Here is a 20,333-nt window from a genome sequence, read left to right as displayed (position 1 = left end):
ATAATATTCAAATATTAGTCGTTACAATGAGTGACATAAGAAGACTCTCTTTCCTTTTAACCTAAATTAGATCAGTATTATCATCATCTAATTCACAAGTGGTTATCAGAAAACTCGATCATATGAACATTTACGAGTAAGAACTAACAGTAATTAAGGCATGGATGAATGGAAGCTAGCTTGCTAAGTAAACTCCAATTTTGGCGGAAACTCGCTCCAACATCACAGTTGGGGCTATATGTGTGTGCCGATAAAATATTTGTATATCAAGCAGCAACTGAAGAGTCTGTCGCCAATTTTTCTACTTTCAACTTTAAAAAACTGGATTGGGTAGATGCCTTTGAGCAGATCGTCAAGACGCTCGGCATTGCAAAAATTCAAATCGTTTTATCTGCTGAGTTTTATCAAGTCATACAGGTCGATAAACCCAATGTAGAGGCAGACGAGATGACTGCTGCGCTGCTATGGTCGGTTAAAGATCTTGTTAGCCAAGCGGTAACCGACATCCATTTAGATTACTTCGAATCCTCTAAGCAGACGACCAATAAAGTCAGCGTCGTCGTCGCAGAGAAAAAACAGCTCACCAGTATACTGCTCGCAGCGAGAGCTGCGGGTATGGAAACGTGTGGCGTCACCATTGAAGAGATGGCAATTACCCATTTGTTTAGTGATAGCCAAGCAAGACTATTACTCAGCCATCGCGCTGGCGGTGAGCTTTTACTTGCCGTCGTAAAGGATGGCGAATTATTCATGCAGCGTCGAGTGAGAGGCTTTTTACAGCTTGATAGTGTTGCCGCTGAAGATCTCGCTTTTGGTCTTGCTGACAACTTGAGTTTAGAGATCCAACGTTCAATGGACTTTTTTGAAAGCCAGTTACGTGAAGCCCCCGTGGTATCGATTGACTTATTGATGCTGGGCGCCCGTGACAAGTTGGCTGCGTTAGTGAGTGAAAACTTCAATCAAAGTGTGACACCGTATCAAGCTGAGTCGGTAGAGGCGGTTTTTTCGCAAATGGCATTAGCTGAGTTTTCACAAGGTGATTCAATATGAAATTAAGGGTTAACCTCTACTCAGAATCTTTGTTCCCTGCTGAAGTACGTTTATCTTTTTTAAGATTGAACCAAGTGTTGGTGGGCTTAGTGTTAATTTTATTATTAAGCAGTGCTCTCGCATATGGATTCGTGTCGAGTCTGGCGTCTGATAAAGATGAGTTACAACAAGCTAAGGCCACTTTAGATGAACGCAAATCGGAACTCGAAGATGAGCTCGCCAAGAGGCAGCCAAGTGCGTCTTTGGTGGCTGAGGTCGAATTAAAAGCGCAACAGTTAGAGCTCAAGCAGATGTTAATCGGTAAGTTGAGTCAACAAGAAGCGCTTACAAGCTTTGGTTACTCGCCGTTAATGACTGATTTAGCCAGTGTGGCAGATCGTAGTATTTGGCTGAATCGGATTCAGGTTAACGAGAATCGCTATATCTTCGAAGGCTACACCTCTAGCCCACAAAGCGTGCCTAATTGGATTGATAGACTCAAAACCACGACTACATTGAAAGGCCACGCATTTGCATCGATGACAATGAGCTTAGGTGAAGATAAACCGCTCGCATTCAAATTAACCAGTGATGCCGATACTGAATCCAAGGCCGCGGAGGGTAGAAAATGAAGCAGCGCTGGTATGATCTAGCCACCAAATTCGATGTGCTAAGCCAACGAGAAAGAGTGTTAGTTGCAGCAGCTGTGCTTATCGTTGCAGGGTTGATTCTTTATCTGCCGTTGGAGTCATTGTTAACCCAACATACTCAGTTAAGTCAGCAGGTTACCTCTTTAAAGAATGATAATGATATTTCAGAGCAGCAGATTGCGCTCTATGAGCAAAGCTTGGCGACCGATCCAGACACCGAATATCGCCAGCGCTTAGCCAACATTATTCAGCAGACTAAGCAGATAGATGAAGAACTGTCTTTCCAAATGGTTGATATGGTGCCAGCAGATCATATGCCAACCTTACTTGCAGGGCTACTTTCAAATATAAAAGGCATTAAATTGAACGCCTTTACCTCAATCGCCCCTACGCCATTATTGGAAGTCGGCGAAGAGAAGAAAATGAACTTGTATAGCCATGGGATCCGGCTGGAGTTTACTGGCGATTATTTTTCGGTATTACGCTTTGTTGAAGCCGTGGAGAGCATGCCAAATAAACTTTACTGGCGTAGCATGGATTATAAAGTGGATGCCTATCCTAAAGCTGCAATCACGTTAGAGCTTTATACCCTAAGCATAAATAAGGACTTTATTAGTGTTGCTAAAACAAATTAGTCGCTTAGCACTGCTCATCGTTGCTGGCAGTTTTTGCGCAAACTTAAGCGCGGCCAGCTTGCGGGATCCAACGTTACCGGGTGCTGGTGCAAGCATGACCAATACCGCCACCGTATCAGTAAATAAAGCATTGGTGCTGAATAGTATTTTAATTAAACAAAGCGGTTCTTTTGCAGTGATTAACAATCAAATATTTAAGCAGGGCCAGCGAGTACAAGGTGTAAAAATCGTGCATATTGACAAGGATACAGTGTCATTAGCCGATGGCCGTAAACTGACAATGTTTAAAGCAATATTAGAGATTAAGGGACACTAAACAGATGCGCTCAACACTATATATAACCCCTTTGCTGACATTGTTACTGGTGGCCTGCCAAACGGTTGATAGGCCAAACCCAGTAGCGTCTAAGCAAGCGTTAGCGGATTCTATCGCGATCGCTGAAACGGCCACTTTAGCGCCGCCTCCTGCAATATTGCCAGAGGAAGTGCAAAGAGAACTAGCGTCAGACAGTTTACTTGCTGGTTTTACCCCAGCCAAAAGAGCTGAGCGTCGTTTTGATGTTTCTGCTCATGAAGTTGACGCTAAAGTATTTTTCCCTAGTTTAGTGCAGGGGACGTCATTAAGTGTTGCAGTACATCCAGATGTCTCTGGACACATTTCGCTTTCATTAAAAGGGGTTACCCTTCAGGAAACGCTGCAGGTTGTTGAAGATATTTATGGCTATGAAGTGAGTCGAGAAGGGCGCATTTTACGTATTTATCCTGCCGGTATGCGTACCGAAACCTTTTCACTCAATTACCTCTACATGCAGCGCGAAGGCTTATCGTTAACCTCGGTTAATTCTGGGCGTATATCAGATGATAACAACAGCTCCAGTGGCGGTAATAGTAGCGATAGCGGTAATAGTAATTCGAATAACAGCTCCAATAGTGATTCTAATTCAAACAGTAGCAACAGTAGCAGCGAGCAAACCAACGGCACTTTTATCCGTTCAAAAACCAAGTCTGATTTTTGGGGCGAGTTAAAAGAAACATTAGTCTCCATTGTGGGTGAAAGTGGTGGTGGGCGCCAAGTGGTGGTTACACCACAAGCTGGACTCGTCACTGTCCGTGCCTACCCTAATGAAATTAGACAGGTGCGTAATTTTATTAAAACGGCAGAAAGCCACTTGCAACGTCAAGTCATCATCGAAGCGAAAATACTTGAGGTGACATTATCTGATGGCTATCAGCAAGGGATCCATTGGGAAAGCGTATTAGGGCATGCTGGTAGCACCGATATCTCCTTTGGCACTAGCCCGTCAACAGGCTTAAGTGACAAGATCACCAGTGCGTTAGGCGGGGTGACCTCTATTAAGCTTAAAGGGTCTGACTTTAGCACCATGATTAGCTTACTTGATACGCAGGGTGATGTTGACGTGCTATCGAGCCCGCGCGTGACGGCGTCGAATAACCAAAAAGCCGTGATTAAAGTGGGTACCGACGAATATTTTGTCACCGATGTTTCTTCAACGACGATTGCTGGCACCACGCCAGTGACCAGTCCCGAAGTTGAACTGACGCCATTTTTCTCCGGTATTGCACTTGATGTTACTCCGCAAATTGATGCCGAAGGCAATGTGTTATTACATATCCACCCATCGGTGATTAAGATTAAAGAGCAGACTAAAACGATTAAGATCTCCGATAGCACTTTGGAACTGCCTTTGGCGCAAAGTGAAATCCGCGAGTCAGACACTGTTATCCGAGCAGCAAGTGGCGACGTGGTTGTTATTGGTGGCTTGATGAAAAGTGAAAACATAGAGATCGTTTCTAAGGTGCCATTACTGGGAGATATTCCCTTTATCGGTGAGGCATTTACTAACCGTGCTAACTCTACCGTAAAAACAGAATTGGTTATCTTACTGAAGCCTATCGTTGTGGGTGCTGACACTTGGGAGAGTGAACTTAAACGCTCTCAAGCGCTACTCGACCGTTGGTATCCAGAGGGGGAGTAGGTTTGTATCTGCAGCATTTTCGGTTAACTGAAACGCCATTTTCACTGACACCGAATACGGAGTTCTTTTTTGGCTTAGCACCGCACGTAGAAGCCATGCAAGTGCTACAAACTGCGTTACAAACAGGTGAAGGTTTTATCAAGGTTACCGGCGAAGTCGGTACTGGAAAAACCTTGATTTGTAGAAAACTAATGAATGAGCTGCCAGAGCGTTTTCATTGTGCTTATTTACCTAATCCGTATCTTACGCCTGCCGAACTTCGGTGGGCGGTGGCGATGGAACTGGGCCTTAAACACTCTAGCCAGATTGATCAACAACAGCTGACGGGGTTAATTCAGCAACAGTTAATGGCGTTAAGCGCACATGGTCATTCGATTATTTTAGTCTTGGATGAAGCACAAGCTTTACCTGACGATAGTTTAGAGGCGTTACGGTTATTCACTAACCTAGAAACAGAGAGCCGCAAATTATTGCAAGTGGTGTTGTTTGCCCAACCAGAGCTCGATGAGCGTCTTGCCATGAGTAAATTTAGGCAGTTGAGGCAAAGAATCACCTTCAGTTATTGCCTTCGAGCCCTCACATTAGATGAGTCTGCCGCATATATTCAGCATCGCTTAAAAGTGGCTGGCAGTATAGGTGACGAGTTATTTACCGACGTGGATGCTAAGCGTCTAGCCAAAGCGGCGCGGGGGATCCCGCGTTTGATTAATATTTTGTCTCATAAGGCACTGTTAGTTTGTTTTGGCGAAGGGGCGAGCAAAATTTCGAAGCAACATGTTGAGGCTGCTATCGCAGACACAGAAGATGCGTCCCTTAGCCGACATTTATGGTTACGCAGGACATTGGCTGCGGGGGTATTAATCAGCATGGTATTTGCGGTTTTATATTGGTTTAAGGGAGGTGTTGTATGAGCGTAATCAATAAAATGCTCAAAGATTTAGACAAACGACAACAGCCTCACGGTATTGAGATCATGGCAAAACCACAAAATGCGCTGTTACCTCAACGTCAATCTAAGCTCCCCTTAGTTGTTACCAGCTTACTGTCGTTACTTATCGGCGGTTTCATTGTCTTTTTTGTTATTGAGCCGAGTAACCCTAGCGCAATTGGTAATGTGGTGGCTGCTGAGCAAAGCGAATTAACGTCCGATCATATTGCTGGCGCGCTATCCGATAGCGACAACATGGTGTCAGCAACAACGCAAAGCCTGGCAGTTGATACTCAAGAACCTTTAACCGATAAAGAGACTTTAACACCTGGTCCTGCTACTCGCACCGTCAATGTTAGCAGCATTCAACCAACTGCAAAGCCTGAATTAGTGCAGCCAGCGGTTAACACGGCGAAAGCGATAGCAGAGGTTACTGATGAAAATACAGCCATAAGTAATCCTGAAGCTCAAATGACAGCTGCCAGTGCGAGTCCAACCAGTCAACCGCTGAGACAGCAAGCAAGTTCTATGAGTATTGAGCCCACTAAGCGAGCGACTCGAACTTCTTATACCAGCAGTAATATGGCGATAAAGGAGGTCAAGTTGACCTCCGAGCAGTTGGCACAAAAGCAGATGATATTAGCGAATGACGCCCAGCAGCAGGGGCTACATAGCGATGCGCTCACTTACTACAAAGCTGCTTTGTCTTATAACCCCGCTTTACATCAAGCGAGGAGGCAAGCCGCGGCACTTTATTATGGGCAAAACAAGTTGTCGGAATCGGCTCAGCTATTAAAGCAAGGGCAACTATTATTTCCAGACGAATATGAATATTCACTGCTGTTAGCCCGTGTACTGCAGGCCGCGGGGCAAAATAAGCAAGCCTTGAACAGTTTGAATCTGATCCCTGATACTAGCGCATTAGCGGTAAAAAAATGGCATCAGCAAAGTGATTTAGCCCAGAAAGAACAAAACTTCCCCGTTGCAGAGCAGAGCTTTAGGCAACTTGCCAAAAATGAGCCTAGCCAAGGGCGATGGTGGATGGGATTGGGTTACGCACTTGATGCTCAAAAAAACTATACAGAGGCTAAAAATGCCTACAACCAAGCTTTGGCCCAAGGGAATCTCTCTTCTCAAGCGCAAGCCTATGTTGATAATCGATTGGTGCAGTTAGGAGCATTCCAGTGAAGCCTAAGTTAAAAATGCGTTTAGGTGATCTTCTCGTTCAAGAGCACATTATTACCGACGAACAACTCGGCCAAGCGCTTAGTGAACAGCGTACCAGCGGGAAAAAACTCGGGCGTACATTAATTGATCTTTCATCGATCACTGAAGAGCAGCTGCTACAGTTTTTATCTCATCAGCTCAATATTCCTTTTTTAGATATCAGTAAACGTTCAATTGCTGCTGCAGTTGTTGGACTACTACCAGAAGTGCAAGCGCGTCGTTATCGCGCCTTAGTGGTGGAAGATAATGGGGATTCGGTGTTGGTGGCGATGAGCGACCCTGCCGATCTACAAGCCATGGATACACTTGAGGGCTTACTTGTCCCCAAGCGTATTTCCATTGCGGTGGTGACCGAAAGGCAACTGCTTGATGCTTTCGATAACCTTTATCGTCGTACGGACGAAATCGCGCAAATAGCGGGTAAGCTCGAAGAAGAGTATTCCGCTGACGATCTGTTCGATCTCGCCAGCCTAACGGACGGCGACAGTGATAATGAAACCACCGTTGTTAAGTTATTACAGTCAATATTTGAAGATGCAGTGCAGATGCGCGCATCAGATATCCATATTGAACCGGGTGAGAATGCATTAAGGATCCGTCAACGTATTGATGGACAACTGCATGAAAATATACTGCCTGAAGTCAATATAGCGGCAGCCCTAGTGCTGCGATTGAAACTGATGGCTGGACTCGATATTTCTGAAAAGCGTCTGCCACAAGATGGTCGTTTTCACATGGAGATCAAGGGCCATAAGATAGACGTGCGTATGTCTACTATGCCTATTTACCATGGTGAGTCCGTAGTAATGCGTCTTCTCGATCAATCGGCAGGTTTGCTGACATTAAATGAAACGGGTATGCCACCTGAAATGCTGGCGCGTATTCGCCGGCAGATTAAGCGTCCTCATGGCATGCTTTTGGTCACAGGGCCAACGGGTAGCGGTAAAACCACTACCTTGTATGGCGTACTCAGTGAGCTTAATACCGCTGACAGAAAAATTATCACCGTAGAAGATCCTGTCGAGTACCAACTACCGCGTATTAACCAGGTGCAAGTGAATCACAAGATTGGCCTCGACTTTTCTAATGTATTAAGAACAACCTTGCGCCAAGATCCCGATATCATCATGGTCGGTGAGATGCGAGATCAGGAGACCGTAGAGATTGGTCTACGTGGTGCTCTTACTGGTCACTTTGTACTGTCAACGTTACACACTAACGATGCTGTCACCAGTGCGTTAAGACTGTTAGACATGGGCGCGGCGGCTTACTTAGTCGCAAGTGCCTTAAGAGTGATTATTGCGCAGCGTCTGGTACGTCGAGTGTGTCAAAACTGTGCTATTCCTTATACGTTAACCGCACAAGATAAAGTATGGCTAACAACCGTCAGTAAAATTGACATCTCAAAGGCGACCTTTAGAGTTGGAACCGGCTGTCAAAGCTGTAACGGTAGCGGTTATCGCGGCCGTATCGGTGTGTTTGAAATCCTAGAGTTAGACGAGCCAATGGTCGAAGCTATGCGTTCAGGTAATCCGCAGGAGTTTACGAATGCGGCCTATAACAGTCCTAACTTTACCCCGTTAGCCGAGTCAGCTTTAGAGTATTTAGCACAAGGCATGACGACTATTGAAGAGGTCGCCAAGCTGGTTGAAGATGTCAGTGATGATACGCTCAATGTGAGTGAGGGTTCATAATGCCGACATATCAGTATCGCGGACGCAGTGCGCTAGGAGAGCAAGTGACTGGGCAACTAGACGCTAGCTCAGAAAGTGCCGCGGCCGACCAGCTGATGTCTCGTGGTGTTATTCCGCTTGAGCTATCGCCTGCAAAAGAGGTGAAAGAGTTTACTCTTAAATCGCTTTTCAAAGGCAAAGTGGCGCTGGATGAACTGCAAATTTTTACCCGTCAGATGTATTCGTTAACCCGTTCAGGCATTCCAATGTTAAGAGCGATAGCGGGCCTTTCCGAGACCACGCATTCACAACGGATGAAAGATGCACTGAATAATATCTCAGAGCAGCTCACTTCAGGCAGACCCCTTTCATCGGCGATGAACCAACACCCTGATGTATTTGATGCACTCTTTGTATCGATGATCCACGTGGGTGAAAATACCGGTAAGTTAGAAGATGCGTTTATTCAGCTATCAGGATACATAGAGCGTGAACAAGAGACGCGGCGACGAATTAAAGCAGCCATGCGCTACCCTATATTTGTACTTATTGCTATCTCGATAGCGATGGTCATTCTCAATATTATGGTTATTCCAAAGTTTGCTGAAATGTTCTCTCGTTTTGGTGCAGATCTGCCTTGGGCAACTAAGCTGCTGATCAATACATCGAGCCTGTTTGTCAATTATTGGCCAGCGATGATCGTGTTCTTAATTGCATCCTTTATCGGTATTCGCTACTGGCATAATAGCGAAAAAGGCGAACGACAATGGGATCGTTGGAAACTCAACATTCCCGCGGTGGGCAGTATTATTGAGCGTTCAACACTGTCTCGCTATTGCCGCAGTTTTTCGATGATGCTGAGTGCGGGTGTACCAATGACACAAGCTTTAAGCCTAGTGGCCGATGCTGTTGATAATGCCTATATGCACGACAGCATTGTCGGCATGCGCCGTGGTATCGAATCTGGTGACTCTATGCTTAGAGTGCACAATAATAGTCAATTATTCACCCCGTTAGTGCTACAGATGGTCGCTGTTGGTGAAGAGACAGGCCAAATCGATCAGCTACTTAACGATGCCGCAGACTTCTATGAAGGTGAAGTGGATTACGACCTTAAAAACCTAACGGCAAAATTAGAACCGATATTAATCGGTTTTGTTGCTTGTATCGTATTGGTGCTCGCGCTGGGTATTTATCTACCAATGTGGGACATGTTGAATGTCGTTAAAGGCAATAACTGATGTCTCAACAGAGTGCCGCAAGTGCTTAGTCAACAAAAGTCTGATATTGAACTGTTAACGCTTTTTAGGAAGATATTTGCGTTAGTTATACTATTGTTAGTGTTGTCTTATTTAGCTTTTAGTCATTTTGATAGCATCAAACAGGTGGGTCAACAGAGTATTAAAACCGAGCATAATCGGTTGCTTAATATATTGGGGGTTATTCGCTCCCAATGGTTAATCAAAGGTAGGCCTGAGCAGCTTAAGCTGGACTGGCGCAGTCATTTAGACGGTGAGATTGAATCAATAAGTTATGTTTCTATGGCTGTTGGGGGCTGGCCATTACCCGACGAGACAAGTGTTGCTGGCTGTCGTGATTTAATTGAGGAGTTGTTGGGGGAGAGTTACACGCAACAAATTGTCACTAAGTTCAATTCAAATACGGGTGTGTGCCGATATATTGGCATTTCCGGGGGCAGTATTAGCTACCAAACAACCTCTGGGCGGGTCATTTTTTTGACAGGGGACAGGTAAGCAGTGAAATTACCTGTTTTCTATTTTTAACAAACTGATAGAATAAGCTTATAAAATAATGGGGATTAAAATGATTAGACAGTATCAAAAGGGTTTTTCCCTTATAGAATTAGTGATTGTTATCGTGATTTTGGGTTTGCTGGCAGCAACAGCGATACCACGTTTCCTTAACGTTACCGAAGATGCCGAAGACGCCAGTGTTGATGGCGTTTCTGGTGGTTTGGCTACAGCAGTGAGCTTTGTACGTTCACAGTGGGAAGTTGATGGACGTAATAACCCGAATGTAGTACTCGATGGGGCGACAATTTCTCTAGATGATAGTTTTGGTTTCCCGACTGGAAGTACAAATGTTGATGCAGCAGCTATGACTGATCTTACGTGTCAAGAGGTTTTTGATAACGTGCTGCAAAATGCTCCACGTAATGTTTTATTTAACGAAGATGCTAAAAGCCAAAGGTATGTTGTTAGGGTAGAAAGTGGCAAGGGTGGTAACGGTTCTGGAACTGCTATTAACTTAGATGGAAAATCGGTTGGTGGCATTGATTTATGTGTTTATTATTTAGTTGAATCTTTAACATTAAATCAAAATAGTGGTATAGCAACTCCAGCACCAACACGCGTAACAGGGGCTAAGACCAAAGGTGTAACTTACAACCCTGGTAACGGTCAGGTTCAAAGCTTTATAACTAAATAATTTGTAGCTGATGATGGATTAAAATTAGAGTCAATCATCAGCTGTAACTCGTATTTTGAGGAATTGATATGAATATGCAAAAGCAAAGTGGTTTTACCCTAATTGAATTAGTGGTCGTTATTATTATTCTAGGTATTTTGGCTGTGACAGCAGCGCCTAAGTTTATCAACTTACAGACAGATGCAAGAGCATCAACTGTAAATGGTGTTAAAGGCGCGCTTCAAAGTGCTAATGCTCTGGTTTATTCAAAAGCTGCTTTGAAAGGATTAGAGAAAGCTAAAGGTCAGAGTGTATTGGTTGCAACCGGAGTTTCTGTTACGACAGACTATGGTTATCTTGATAGCGCAACGAGTACCGCTGTTGTTATTACTAACCTTGAAAAAGCAATGGAAATGGATTTTCAGACACTAGCTACAAACAAGATTACAGTGACAGATGATTGGGGCCTTTTATATACCAGTGAAACAGCTTTTAGTATTGTACCTAAAGGAAAGAAGGCTGAGGATGAATGTCGCTTAGATTATACAACGTCAACTCAAGCGTCTGATACAGCTCCTATTGTTCTACCTGAATACACTGTAGTCGTTACTGACTGTTAATGAGAAATAAAATGCAAAAACAAAATGGTTTTACGCTAATTGAATTAGTGGTCGTTATTATTATCTTGGGTATCTTAGCGGTGACCGCAGCGCCTAAATTTATTAATTTGCAAGGTGACGCTCGAGCTTCGTCATTGAAAGGTATGAAAGCTGCAGTTCAAGGTTCAAACTCTCTTGTTTATTCAAAAGCTGCTATTGCAGGTGAAGAACAGAAAGCCTTTAATGCAACTACTCCACCAGCAGTAACTATTAATACTGGTGTTACAGCAGTGACGCAGTATGGATATATGCAGGCTACTAAAGCTGAACTAGAAAAAGCATTAGATGTAACTTTTGATGCTGGCGCTGATGGTAAGCCAACATCTTCAGCAGGTACTGCAGACTGGATTATTAAAGAAATAACCGGTACTCCTAAGAAGGTTGAGATTTGGCAGCGTGATGCACCAGCAGCTTGTAAGCTGACATATACTGAGGCAACAAGCACTACTGTTGCTCCGAGTTTTCTTGCACTACCAACGGCGTCAGACTGCTAACGCTATGTTTAGTTTAAAAGGCCTGCTTAGCAGGCCTTTTTTGTAACTAATGCCGTTATAAAAGATGATTTATTTGCCATAATTATTAAACTGTTAGAAAATCTGGGCTATAGGTAGCAGGTCAGGCTAAGATGGTGAAAAGCCGGAAAAGCCGGAAAAGCCGGAAAAGCCGGAAAAGCCGGAAAAGCCGGAAAAGCCGGAAAAGCCGGAAAAGCCGGAAAAGCTAAAGCAAATCTAGATTCGGGCTTTAACCGCCAATACATTTTTCATGACACCACAGCATCAATCGGGATTGATAATGCATACAGCGTACCGACGCAGAGGCTTTACGTTAGTTGAGCTCGTGACTACCATTATTCTTATTGCCATTCTTTCGGTGGTGGTCATTCCACGTCTGTTTACGACTTCAAGTTACAGTGCCTTTACACTGCGTGAAGAGTTTATTGCTGAGCTGCGTAAAGTGCAGATTATGGCGATGAATAATCAAGATCGTTGCTATCGCTTATCGGTGACACCCACCCAATATCAAGTATCCCGATACTCTGGTGCTTGTAGCGGCACGCCAGTGCGGACTGATGTTGCGCAAGCCTTTCAAGGCGGCGCTGCATTGTTACTTGGCGTAAAAACCAGCTTTAAGGTTGAATTTAATAGCCAAGGTGTACCGATCGTTGACGGCAGTCGCTGCTCTGGTCAATGCATTACGGTTAAAGCCGACGAGACCCAATGGATTGCTATTGAATCGGAGGGCTATATTCATGCGGGTTAACTCATTGTTTGAGAAACGCTTGCGACAAAACTCTAGTTTAGTAAATCGCAATGGTTTGCAAATAAATAAGGGCTTCACGCTCATTGAGTTAGTTGTGGGTATGGTGGTGATCAGTATTGCCTTTGTGATGATGAGTACCATGTTATTTCCACAAGCCGAAAGAGCTGCGGATAATTTGCATAGAGTGCGCTCGGCAGAGTTGGCGCATTCGATATTAAATGAGATCTGGGGCAAGCGCTACGATCAAAATACTAACTCCAACGGTGGTGTCCCTGCTTGCGACGCAGTTGCTAAACCGTTGCTAGGTTTACCGGCTGGAGTGGCTTGTACTGCGAAAGATAAACTTGGACCGGATGAAGTAGCTACAGGTGTCACTGAAAGCCGTAACAACTATAACGATGTTGATGATTATATGGGGCTGAACATTAACAGCAATATGCTTAATAGCAGCGATACCTATGCTAGCCGATATATCAATTATGCATTAACGGTTAAGGTCGAATACAACGACGCAGCTAGCTTAAACAGTAAATTGGTCACGGTAAACGTCACTACTCCGAGCGGTGAAGTGATCACTTACAATGCGATTAGGAGGAACTATTAATGCAGCGGCCGTTAATATTCTCACTGAGGCATAAAGGGATTTCGAATGCTAAGCGCCAAGGATTCACCTTAGTTGAATTGGTAACTGTCATTATCATTCTTGGAATTCTGGTGCTGGGAGTCAGCAGTTTTCTCATTTTTGGCACCCGTATATTTATTGATTCAACCTCAGTAGAGCAGGTAATGAGTCAAAGTCGTTTTGCGATAGAGCGAATGACGCGTGATATCCGTAATGCAGCCCCTAACAGTATCCGAGTTCGCAATAGTAACGACGATTGGCAATGTATTGAGATGATGCCGATTACATCTAGTGCATCCTACATCACAGCACCAATAGCGCCTTTTCCTGCGTCAAATACTGCAACGGTAATGCAAGCGAGTAGCACAGCGCCATTAACTAAAAAGCAGTTTTTGCTTATTTATCCATTAAAGCCCGCTGATGTTTATACATCGGTGACCAGTACCTCTGGAAAGTTGTTCGAGATAAAAGAGGTAACCAATAGCGCTACGACTAACGCGAGTAAAATTGAATTTGAAAGAAATATTCAATTTAATGGTATGTCGCCTCGACAACGTTACTTTGGTGTTAGTGATGCAGTAAGTTACTGCTTTGAAAAAGTGACCAATGAATTGAGCGTACTTAAGCGTTACTCTGGTTATGACTTTAATAACCCAGCCACGCAGCCAGGCCCAGCAAATATGGATACTGGCGTGTTGATGGCGGAAAATGTGGTTAATACCACGGCTTTAAATAACCCGATGGCTTATACCCCAGGTACATTACAGAATAATGCTATGGTGCATCTCAACCCCTTGTTTGATTTTCAGGGGCAATCTTTACAGTATCATCATCAAGTGCAGGTGATAAATGTCCCATAAATACAGCCGTTTTATCATTAGCAGCCAAGATACTATCGGTCACTCTAAACAGGGTGGTAGTGCACTTATTATTGGTGTCTTCATCATCACTGTGATGTTTTTGCTTGCAGCGACCTTAATTAATGTACTGAACGATGCAGATCAGCAGATCAGTCTTGAGGTCTGGGGCACTCGGGCATTTGCGGCGGCTAACAGCGGCGCCGATCGCGCGTTAGCCGAACTGTTTCCTGTTGATCAAGTGGGCGTTGGTGCTTGTAACGCAAATACTACTTGGAACATAGAAGCGGAAACTATTCCTAATACCACAACTAAGCTCGTAGGTTTTCATGGCTGCTCAGTAGTCATTAGTTGTAATGCTATTTCCACTACCACTCTGCCGATTAATATGACTCAATATTTGATTACCAGCACAGCCACCTGCAGTACCGGACAATGCGATTCCGGCACCAATAGCGATGCCAGTTGCATCCGCGTCAACCGCACCGTGGAGGTAGAAGCACGTGATTAGACGAACTGTTTTTTCGCCGTTATTTGGCGTTAGTGTGCTTATACTAGGCGTTATTTTTGCATCCCCGCATGTTAAAGCTGCTGATTGGGGAGCAACGTTTATTGAAGGGATTAACTCTACGGATGAAAATGGAACAATAGTATTTGAATCTTCAGCAAACTTATTTTACAGCCCGCAAAATGGTCAATTGCCCTCTAAGTCAGTTACCGATAATGGGAAATCTTGTTTTCCTAGTGGGGTGATGAATAACAGCATGAAGTGTAAAAAATCGAACAATACGCTTGCTGAAATTCCTGATGAAATAATTGATTTTGGACAATGCGAATCTAGTAGTAGTGATGATAGAGCTACAGAATGGGACAAGAAAGCCATTGATATTGAAGCTGGAGAGTATGGTGATGTAACACTTGATGGTGGGCCGGATCGTTGGGTTAATTTTACGACGACTGACGGTGTCTATAAGCTAAAAAGTTTGAAGGCATCTAGCGGTAATCTTGTGCTATCTTCTGGTCAGTACTGGGTTGGCGAACTAGTGATTAATAATCAGGTCAATATTATCTACCCAACTGATGGTACCGTTAGTTTTTTTATTGGGGAAGATTTTAATATTATTAATAAAATGGTTCCGGATGATCCCAATGAATTACTTATCTATGGTTATAAGAATGTCGATGTCGGTAATGTGGACGTTAATGCGTATATTGTTGCTGAAAATAATCTTAAAGTTGTTGGTGATGTGAAGGGAGGAATTGCAGCAAATAAGGAAATTTATTTAGTAGGTGGTTCTAGTGTTACGTTTACTGATCAAAGTGAAGAAATTGATGTGGTTCCAAACTGTGATACTAGCCCACCACAACCACTGAACTTCCAATTTGGTAAAGCGACTTCGGGGACTGTTACATTCGAGGCTCCATTCGAAGATGGCGTAACGCCGATTATTTTCTTGATGCCTACTATCTCAACTAACAATCCAGATAGTAATGATGGTCCGGCATCAGTGTTTCCAGCAAATATTACTAATACCGGATTCAGCTGGAGTAAAACGGAACCAGAAAGCAGAGATAATCGTTATAAAGAATCCTTACCGATGTCTGAAGTGCATTGGATAGCAGTCACCCCCGGTGAGCATACCTTGTCTGATGGTACTAAATTAGTGGCGCAAGTCGTTAATCAAAATATGGCCTTTGGTGTTAATAGTAACCCTTATACCGACATACCTCTTGATTCTGCTCTCGATGTTGTGTTGCATCAAAAACAAACTTCTATAAATAATTGCTGGCTGACGACGACATCTGAGTTTGACAATTCAGGAGCTCGGATATCTATGGAAGCCTCTGAGGTTCGGTCGGGGACTAGGTGTCAACCTGGGAATATTAATACACTACAAAATGAGAGGGTCGGCTATCTGGCTACTGAGTCAGGTACAGGTACTTTTAATTTAGATGGTGATGAAATTACCTATCAATTTGGTCATGATTATCAAACACTATCGGGAAATTTATCAGCTCAATGTGGCCGCGAGAGTGTATTAACTGGCTTCAGCAATGTACCGACTTTAGTGGCAGGTAAAAATTCCAGAAGAGGTCCTGATGGTGGTTGGCTAAGGCGCTGTAAACTGACCAATAATAGAGTGAGTATGGTGACTGACGAGGATACTTATAAGGACACCGATAGAAACCATACTTATGAGAAATATAGCTTTGTTGCGTTAGAGAAAAAAGAGAAGATATTAACTTGTTTTAATGATGACTTTTCTCAGGGCAATTTAACCGATGACTGGGTAGTTGCGCGCAGCAGTGGTAATTTTACCCCTTCTATTGTGGCTGGCCGTTTAAGACAGACACAAAAAGTGAGTAATCAATCCACGTCGACGACGTATCAGAGGTTGTTTCAGGCGGCAGATAACTTAGTGACAATCGAGTTTGATCATTACGCTTATGGTGGTAGCGGTGCCGATGGCATTGCAGTTGTATTGTCTGATGCAAGCATGACCCCACAGCCTGGAGCGTTTGGTGGACCATTAGGTTACGGGTTTAAACCTGGCATAAATGGTTTTGCTGGTGGTTGGTTAGGTGTAGGTATCGATGAGTTTGGTAATTTCTCAGGGGAGGGAGGAAGCCATAATGTTGGCCAGAGACGTCAAAGTGTTGCTGTTCGTGGCTCCGGCTCAGGTACCTCGGGTTATCGATATTTAAAGGGCGCGTGTAATAATGGCACGTCTAACATCAATGGAAGCTGTTTAAGTCCAAAGGTAGATGGCAATAATGGCAGCCCGACACATAGATATCGTATTACTGTTGATTCCAGAGTTTCAGGAAAATCTGTGGTCGAAGTTCAACGAAAAACCGGTAGTGGGTTTGTCTCTATCGTTCCGGCTTTTGATGCTGCGAGTGAAACTGATCAAGCTGTGATCCCTCAAGATTTCATTCTTTCATTAACGGGGTCTACCGGTGGGTCTAACAATATTCATGAAATTGATAATATTGAAATTTGTGCATTAGAGTCTAGTCCTGTTGGCGTGGTTATCGATCATTTTGAGTTTACTCATTCTGGTAGCGCGCTGACCTGTAGCCCTGAGAACGTGACGATTAAAGCGTGTGCCGATGCAAGTTGCAGTCAATTAATACCTGATCAAGTTACTGCGTCACTTAGCCCTGCGACTATTGCTGATGGCGGAGGCTGGAGTGGTAGTGGTGTGTCGGGTAATCAAGTGACTTTCAGTGGTGGAATCGCCCAGATCCAGCTAAGCAAAACCACGAAGGGTAATGTAACTCTGGGAGTCACGGGATCGAACCCTGGCGCAAAACCATTTAGCCAAACTCTTTGTCGTATAGGTACCTCCACACCCTCTACACAAAATTGTACATTAACTTATGCTGATAGCGGTTTTGTATTTGGAGATCTAAATACATCACCAAATAATGGCATTCCAGATGAATTTTCCAATAAGCCTTCGCTGAATATTTTAGTTAATGCAGTAAAGAAGGATGATGTGACCAAACAGTGTATTGCTGGGTTCGCAAACGAAACTAAGTCGGTCACTTTCTGGAGTCATTATACCGACCCAAATTCTGGAACTAAAAAGGTCAAGGTTAAGTCAGATACAACAGAGATTGATGCAGGTTTAAGCTCAACAACTGCTGTACCGTTAAATTTAACGTTTAATGCTCAAGGGCAAGCAATCATAGATGTAAACTATGCTGATGCCGGACAGATGACATTAAATGCCCGTTATACAGGGTCTGGTGATGACGCTGGATTAGTGATGAATGGAGCGGATACTTTTGTGCGTTACCCGAAAGGTCTATGCGTAGTACCTGAGACAACTTGTACAGCAGGAGATGCAAGTTGCCCGCGTTATAAAAAGGCAGGAGAGAGCTTTTCATTTGATGTGCAGGCCATGGCTTGGGAAAGTGATAATGATACTGATTTATGCAATAACTTATCTACGCCAAATTATGCTCATAATAACATTGAACTAAGCTTAAACCTCAAAGCTCCTTCTGATGGTGTAGATGCTGCTGTTATTGCTGACTACAACCATACCAGTTCATCAAATGGCATAAATACTCTCACTCGTGCCGTTTCTGAGGTTGGTGTATTTACCATCACGGCCAATCCTCCTTCGTTATATTTTGGAGACGATAGGCCTATTGAGTCGGGGACGAGCGATTTTATAGGACGCTTCTACCCCAATGATTTTGAAGTCTATGAACAAAGCATGATAGCGGCATGTGGTACTGGATCCAAAGCATTTAACTACATGGACGAACCTGTGCAGCTAATGATGAAAATTAGAGCAAGAAACCTAAGTGGAGCTACGACACAAAATTATTATGATGATTTTGCGTCAGGCACGGCCCTTTTAGTTGGCGAGAATAATAATGCAGGCGTTAATTATCAATCTCGATTTAGCGGATTAACAGGCTTGAGCTGGGATAAAGATGATCAAGGGGTGCAGGCTGTAAATAGTGATATTCAATTTACTCGTTTGATTAACAGTAATCTAGATGGTCCTTATGCCTCAATGGCGATAGGCTTATTAATGAGTGATAGTGATGGTGTACTGATAGCATCACCAGATATGAATGCGGGAACCACTGACAACTGTTCGACCTTAGACAGCTGTAACGCTAAACAAATTACAACCCAACATTATCGTCATGGACGTGTTGTGCTAGAAAATACCTATGGCCCAGAGGTTGATATCTTAAGGATGCCTGTGACGGCAGAGTATTGGGATAGCGCTAGATGGGCGGTCAATAACTTAGATATGTGTACTACTGTTACCGAGCCTGAGCTTCCAGTTACGGGAGTGGAATATACGCCTGCACTGAAAGGTACTCAGCAGGTGACTCGTACCAATGGAATTGGCACCCGCTTTGCGCAAGGACGATTCGAACTCCAGTGGCGATCTTTGATCGCGACCCCTAGTCGTTACCGTGGTCAGGTGACAGCGCCACTCGGGGTGCCTGATTGGCTGACATGGTATTGGAACTGGGATAATGATGGAGCTTTGTCTGATCCAAGAGCTAGCGCTTACTTTGGCACCTATAGAGGCCACGATCGCATCATATATTGGCGAGAAGTTAACTAAGCGTCATTAAGCCGTGAACAAGGCAAAATATTGACTCGCTCTTTAAGGCAGATATTGCAAAAAACTTTACTTCATTAGCAATTGTTAACGTCTGTGGCCTTGTGGAATTCAAGAAGCATGATAAAGTTACCTGATTTCTTTTTTCTTCGATTCCACTGAGACAGGCTGGTTACATGTTCAAGAAGCTACGCGGCATTTTTTCTAATGATCTTTCGATTGATTTGGGTACAGCTAACACGCTAATTTACGTCCGTGACGAAGGTATCGTTTTGAACGAACCTTCAGTGGTTGCCATCCGTGGAGAACGGTCTGGCTCAGGTCAGAAGTCGGTTGCGGCCGTCGGTACTGAAGCAAAGCAGATGCTCGGACGTACTCCTGGAAACATTCAAGCAATTCGTCCAATGAAAGATGGCGTTATCGCCGACTTTTATGTGACCGAAAAAATGCTACAGCATTTTATCAAGCAAGTGCATAACAACAGTGTATTCCGCCCAAGCCCTCGTGTTTTGGTTTGCGTACCCGTTGGTGCTACCCAAGTTGAGCGTCGCGCTATCCGCGAATCAGCCATGGGCGCAGGTGCACGCGAAGTTTATTTGATTGAAGAGCCAATGGCTGCGGCAATCGGTGCTGGTCTTCCAGTATCGGAAGCGACAGGGTCTATGGTTGTTGATATCGGTGGTGGTACAACTGAAGTTGCCATTATCTCGCTTAACGGTGTGGTTTATTCTTCATCTGTTCGTATCGGTGGCGACAAATTTGATGATGCTATCATCAATTATGTGCGTCGTAACTACGGCAGCCTCATTGGCGAAGCGACCGCTGAGCGTATTAAGCATACTATTGGTACTGCTTATCCTGGCGATGAAGTGTTAGAGATCGAAGTACGTGGTCGTAACCTTGCAGAAGGTGTTCCCCGCAGCTTTACACTCAACAGCAATGAAATTTTAGAAGCACTGCAAGAGCCATTATCTGGCATTGTCAGTGCTGTTATGGTCGCACTTGAACAGTCTCCACCAGAATTGGCCTCTGATATTTCAGAGCGCGGTATGGTGTTGACGGGTGGTGGTGCCCTTATCCGTGATTTGGATCGTCTCTTAATGCAAGAAACGGGCATTCCCGTGATGATTGCCGATGATCCACTGACCTGTGTGGCTCGTGGCGGTGGTAAAGCGCTCGAGATGATCGATATGCACGGCGGCGACCTATTCTCCGAAGAAAATTAAGACGGTTAAAAAGGGCGGTGATTACCGCCCTATTTTTT

The 20,333-nt window shown here is 44.1% G+C and carries 19 protein-coding genes; all 19 read left to right on the top strand.

The window, feature by feature from the left end:
• Window positions 1-168 precede the first annotated feature (168 nt).
• The 19 genes from CXF86_RS10170 to CXF86_RS10080 all read left to right on the top strand — a co-directional run bounded on the left by CXF86_RS10170 (window position 169) and on the right by CXF86_RS10080 (window position 20,295).
• The gene (locus tag CXF86_RS10170) at window positions 169-1,050 is read left to right on the top strand and encodes a type IV pilus biogenesis protein PilM (protein ID WP_102038895.1); all 882 of its coding nucleotides are present in this window, start codon (window positions 169-171) and stop codon (window positions 1,048-1,050) included.
• Window positions 1,047-1,661 carry a PilN domain-containing protein gene (locus CXF86_RS10165; RefSeq protein WP_102038894.1) on the top strand — a complete coding sequence of 205 codons (615 nt, stop codon included), beginning with the start codon at window positions 1,047-1,049 and terminating at the stop codon, window positions 1,659-1,661. Before CXF86_RS10170 ends, CXF86_RS10165 begins: the two co-directional genes overlap by 4 nt.
• Entirely contained in the window at window positions 1,658-2,314 is a 657-nt protein-coding gene (locus CXF86_RS10160; RefSeq protein WP_102038893.1) for an MSHA biogenesis protein MshJ, read from the top strand. The genes CXF86_RS10165 and CXF86_RS10160 overlap by 4 nt, the downstream gene beginning before the upstream one ends.
• A complete protein-coding gene (locus CXF86_RS10155; protein ID WP_308303180.1) occupies window positions 2,295-2,630 on the top strand; it encodes an MSHA biogenesis protein MshK in 336 nt (111 codons plus the stop codon). The genes CXF86_RS10160 and CXF86_RS10155 overlap by 20 nt, the downstream gene beginning before the upstream one ends.
• 4 nt (window positions 2,631-2,634) lie before the next feature.
• Window positions 2,635-4,311, top strand: coding sequence for a pilus (MSHA type) biogenesis protein MshL (gene mshL, locus CXF86_RS10150; RefSeq protein ID WP_101089824.1), 1,677 nt, complete (start codon window positions 2,635-2,637; stop codon window positions 4,309-4,311).
• Between the two features lie 2 nt (window positions 4,312-4,313).
• Window positions 4,314-5,222, top strand: a complete 909-nt coding sequence (locus CXF86_RS10145; protein ID WP_102038892.1) for an ExeA family protein — start codon at window positions 4,314-4,316, stop codon at window positions 5,220-5,222.
• Complete coding sequence (locus CXF86_RS10140) at window positions 5,219-6,427, top strand: tetratricopeptide repeat protein (protein ID WP_102038891.1); 1,209 nt, start codon at window positions 5,219-5,221, stop codon at window positions 6,425-6,427. Before CXF86_RS10145 ends, CXF86_RS10140 begins: the two co-directional genes overlap by 4 nt.
• A complete protein-coding gene (locus tag CXF86_RS10135) occupies window positions 6,424-8,160 on the top strand; it encodes a GspE/PulE family protein (RefSeq protein ID WP_101089827.1) in 1,737 nt (578 codons plus the stop codon). The genes CXF86_RS10140 and CXF86_RS10135 overlap by 4 nt, the downstream gene beginning before the upstream one ends.
• Window positions 8,160-9,380 (top strand): type II secretion system F family protein, encoded by a 1,221-nt coding sequence (locus tag CXF86_RS10130; RefSeq protein ID WP_102038890.1) that lies wholly within the window; start codon window positions 8,160-8,162, stop codon window positions 9,378-9,380. The genes CXF86_RS10135 and CXF86_RS10130 overlap by 1 nt, the downstream gene beginning before the upstream one ends.
• Window positions 9,381-9,401: 21 nt before the next feature.
• Window positions 9,402-9,893, top strand: a complete 492-nt coding sequence (locus CXF86_RS10125; protein WP_257985324.1) for a hypothetical protein — start codon at window positions 9,402-9,404, stop codon at window positions 9,891-9,893.
• Window positions 9,894-9,963: 70 nt separating this feature from the next.
• Window positions 9,964-10,587, top strand: a complete 624-nt coding sequence (locus CXF86_RS10120) for a prepilin-type N-terminal cleavage/methylation domain-containing protein (RefSeq protein WP_180961046.1) — start codon at window positions 9,964-9,966, stop codon at window positions 10,585-10,587.
• Window positions 10,588-10,661: 74 nt separating this feature from the next.
• Entirely contained in the window at window positions 10,662-11,186 is a 525-nt protein-coding gene (locus CXF86_RS10115; protein ID WP_102038923.1) for a type II secretion system protein, read from the top strand.
• An 11-nt stretch (window positions 11,187-11,197) separates the two neighbouring features.
• Window positions 11,198-11,719: a type II secretion system protein gene (locus CXF86_RS10110; RefSeq protein WP_102038889.1), complete on the top strand. Its 522-nt coding sequence runs from the start codon at window positions 11,198-11,200 to the stop codon at window positions 11,717-11,719.
• Window positions 11,720-12,017: 298 nt separating this feature from the next.
• On the top strand, window positions 12,018-12,485 hold the full coding sequence (locus tag CXF86_RS10105) for a pilus assembly FimT family protein (protein ID WP_101089830.1): 468 nt from the start codon (window positions 12,018-12,020) through the stop codon (window positions 12,483-12,485).
• Complete coding sequence (locus CXF86_RS10100; protein WP_102038888.1) at window positions 12,475-13,089, top strand: type IV pilus modification PilV family protein; 615 nt, start codon at window positions 12,475-12,477, stop codon at window positions 13,087-13,089. The genes CXF86_RS10105 and CXF86_RS10100 overlap by 11 nt, the downstream gene beginning before the upstream one ends.
• The gene (locus CXF86_RS10095; RefSeq protein WP_102038887.1) at window positions 13,089-13,967 is read left to right on the top strand and encodes a PilW family protein; all 879 of its coding nucleotides are present in this window, start codon (window positions 13,089-13,091) and stop codon (window positions 13,965-13,967) included. Before CXF86_RS10100 ends, CXF86_RS10095 begins: the two co-directional genes overlap by 1 nt.
• Complete coding sequence (locus CXF86_RS10090; protein ID WP_102038886.1) at window positions 13,957-14,475, top strand: MSHA biogenesis protein MshP; 519 nt, start codon at window positions 13,957-13,959, stop codon at window positions 14,473-14,475. Before CXF86_RS10095 ends, CXF86_RS10090 begins: the two co-directional genes overlap by 11 nt.
• Entirely contained in the window at window positions 14,468-19,072 is a 4,605-nt protein-coding gene (locus tag CXF86_RS10085; RefSeq protein ID WP_102038885.1) for a DUF6701 domain-containing protein, read from the top strand. Before CXF86_RS10090 ends, CXF86_RS10085 begins: the two co-directional genes overlap by 8 nt.
• 173 nt (window positions 19,073-19,245) lie before the next feature.
• On the top strand, window positions 19,246-20,295 hold the full coding sequence (locus tag CXF86_RS10080) for a rod shape-determining protein (protein WP_101089835.1): 1,050 nt from the start codon (window positions 19,246-19,248) through the stop codon (window positions 20,293-20,295).
• Window positions 20,296-20,333: the final 38 nt, after the last annotated feature.

This window comes from Shewanella sp. GutCb, assembly GCF_002836135.1.
Lineage (GTDB): Bacteria > Pseudomonadota > Gammaproteobacteria > Enterobacterales > Shewanellaceae > Shewanella.
This window is presented reverse-complemented; position numbering and strand designations above follow the sequence as displayed.

What these genes read in the sequence shown, in the direction of transcription:
- CXF86_RS10170 (WP_102038895.1), top strand. Translation starts at nt 169, where the DNA reads ATGGAAGCTAGCTTGCTAAGTAAACTCCAATTTTGGCGGAAACTCGCT.
- CXF86_RS10165 (WP_102038894.1), top strand. Translation starts at nt 1,047, where the DNA reads ATGAAATTAAGGGTTAACCTCTACTCAGAATCTTTGTTCCCTGCTGAA.
- CXF86_RS10160 (WP_102038893.1), top strand. Translation starts at nt 1,658, where the DNA reads ATGAAGCAGCGCTGGTATGATCTAGCCACCAAATTCGATGTGCTAAGC.
- mshL (WP_101089824.1), top strand. Translation starts at nt 2,635, where the DNA reads ATGCGCTCAACACTATATATAACCCCTTTGCTGACATTGTTACTGGTG.
- CXF86_RS10140 (WP_102038891.1), top strand. Translation starts at nt 5,219, where the DNA reads ATGAGCGTAATCAATAAAATGCTCAAAGATTTAGACAAACGACAACAG.
- CXF86_RS10130 (WP_102038890.1), top strand. Translation starts at nt 8,160, where the DNA reads ATGCCGACATATCAGTATCGCGGACGCAGTGCGCTAGGAGAGCAAGTG.
- CXF86_RS10120 (WP_180961046.1), top strand. Translation starts at nt 9,964, where the DNA reads ATGATTAGACAGTATCAAAAGGGTTTTTCCCTTATAGAATTAGTGATT.
- CXF86_RS10115 (WP_102038923.1), top strand. Translation starts at nt 10,662, where the DNA reads ATGCAAAAGCAAAGTGGTTTTACCCTAATTGAATTAGTGGTCGTTATT.
- CXF86_RS10110 (WP_102038889.1), top strand. Translation starts at nt 11,198, where the DNA reads ATGCAAAAACAAAATGGTTTTACGCTAATTGAATTAGTGGTCGTTATT.
- CXF86_RS10105 (WP_101089830.1), top strand. Translation starts at nt 12,018, where the DNA reads ATGCATACAGCGTACCGACGCAGAGGCTTTACGTTAGTTGAGCTCGTG.
- CXF86_RS10100 (WP_102038888.1), top strand. Translation starts at nt 12,475, where the DNA reads ATGCGGGTTAACTCATTGTTTGAGAAACGCTTGCGACAAAACTCTAGT.
- CXF86_RS10095 (WP_102038887.1), top strand. Translation starts at nt 13,089, where the DNA reads ATGCAGCGGCCGTTAATATTCTCACTGAGGCATAAAGGGATTTCGAAT.
- CXF86_RS10090 (WP_102038886.1), top strand. Translation starts at nt 13,957, where the DNA reads ATGTCCCATAAATACAGCCGTTTTATCATTAGCAGCCAAGATACTATC.
- CXF86_RS10080 (WP_101089835.1), top strand. Translation starts at nt 19,246, where the DNA reads ATGTTCAAGAAGCTACGCGGCATTTTTTCTAATGATCTTTCGATTGAT.